The sequence below is a fragment of the Paracidobacterium acidisoli genome, assembly GCF_003428625.2.
Taxonomy (GTDB): Bacteria; Acidobacteriota; Terriglobia; order Terriglobales; family Acidobacteriaceae; genus Paracidobacterium; species Paracidobacterium acidisoli.
This window is the reverse complement of the sequence record NZ_QVQT02000002.1, coordinates 343,342-345,015: the sequence shown is the minus strand read 5'-3', so window position 1 is coordinate 345,015 and position 1,674 is coordinate 343,342. Positions and strand designations below refer to the sequence as shown.

General features: G+C 60.6%; 2 protein-coding genes. Both read right to left on the bottom strand.

Going from position 1 to position 1,674, the window contains the following annotated elements:
• Positions 1-1,326: sugar transferase (locus tag D0Y96_RS05195; protein ID WP_199480186.1), on the bottom strand; the 1,326-nt coding region annotated here is incomplete at its 3' end.
• Between the two features lie 168 nt (positions 1,327-1,494).
• Positions 1,495-1,674 (bottom strand): hypothetical protein (locus D0Y96_RS05190; RefSeq protein WP_215601609.1); only part of this gene is annotated, 180 nt, incomplete at its 5' end.

Here is a 1,674-nt window from a genome sequence, read left to right as displayed (position 1 = left end):
GTTCTCGACATAGGCCGTATCGAGCGCAATGTACTTTGCGAACGATGAGTCCTGGCGCGCCTGCACCTGCCAGAGACCGGTGAGGCCGGGCAGCACTTCGAGGCGGCGGAAGTGCTCGAGGTCGTACTTCGCGACTTCGCTGGCGATCGGTGGCCGCGGACCCACGATGCTCATCTCACCGCGCAGCACGTTGAAGAACTGCGGCAGCTCATCCAGCTTGTACTTGCGCAGGAAGCGTCCGATACCGGTGATACGCGGATCGTTGCTGACCTTGAACAGAATGCCGTCGCGCTCGTTCAGCGCGGCAAGATCCTTCTTCAGCTTCTCCGCGTTTTTGACCATGGTGCGGAACTTGAAGCACGGGAAGACGCGGCCGCGTTTGCCGATGCGCTCGCTGACGTAGAAGATATCGCCCGGGCTGTTGAGCTTGATGGCCACCGCAATGGCCGCCATCAGCGGAGCGACGGCGGCAAGCGCCGCCAGCGACAAAGCGATGTCGACGATGCGCTTGCAGAAGAGCGCGACGGTGCGCGGCGCGCGGCGATGCAGCGAGACCACCGGGAAGATGCCCAGGTACTCGATCGGCGCATTGGCCGTCAGCTCGCTGTAGTAGCCGGAGATGGCGCGCACGTCGATATCGAGCTCACGCGCCTCTTCGACCAGACGGATCGCGTCATCGGTCGAGCAGGGTTCGGCGATGACGATCTCATCGATGAAATGAAGCCGGGTAAGCTGGCGAATCCTGTCGATACCGCCCAGAATCTGATCGCGCTGAATCTCGACGCTGGGCGAGTCCGGGCGCTTGAGAGAGATGAAGCCGCACAGGCTGTAGCCGTAGCGGTATTCCTTGTCGATGTGCTGGCCAAGCGCGCTGCTCAGATGATTGGTGCCCAGGATCACGACGTTGCGCAGCTCGATGCCCCGCGCATACTGCCGGTAACGGGAGACACGCCAGATGGCGCGGCGCACGCTGAGCACGATGGCCGCACAGACGACCAGCAGAATCACCAGAACCCGCGAGACCGACTGCCCGTGCGTCATATACAGTCCGCCGCACAGCAACAGCCCGGCGCTCAGGCAGGCCTGCACGGTAAGACGCAGCTCGTGCGCGCCGCTGCCCAGCGGCACCGGCGAATAGAGGCCGTAGCGGCGGGCAACCAGAAGAAATGCAAGGATGAACCAGCAAAGATAGACGACGCCGACCGGAGCGCTCCAGAAGACATCGGAGCCGTCATAAAATCTTGCGATCTTGTCGAAGACCACAGCGCGAAGGATGAAGGAGATGCCCGCCGACAGCAGAATGGCCAGCGCATCGTTCAGCATCATGACCGCCGACGTGATGGCCGAGGGGCCGATAAACCTGGTGGCGCGCGTTTTTTGCCGTCGTGGGTTTCCGGAAGAAAATCCGGGAACTGAGCGCCTGTTGCGTAGATACTCCGAAGTTGCCATATCCCTTTCGCAAAGCCAGCCACACCGGCTTGTCAGAATAAGACTTCAGAAACGACTACGATCGACCGTTTCCTGAATCGTGCCTATGGCTGTGACGAAAAGCCTGGACATTCTCCAGTCAGCAACCTGATGTGTACAGATGGGTGAATCAGGCGGCTGCCTGTTTTGCGGTGGGTTTTTAAGCCCTCTTTTTACCGCTGGACAGGGGAAAGAAGTATTGCGCTT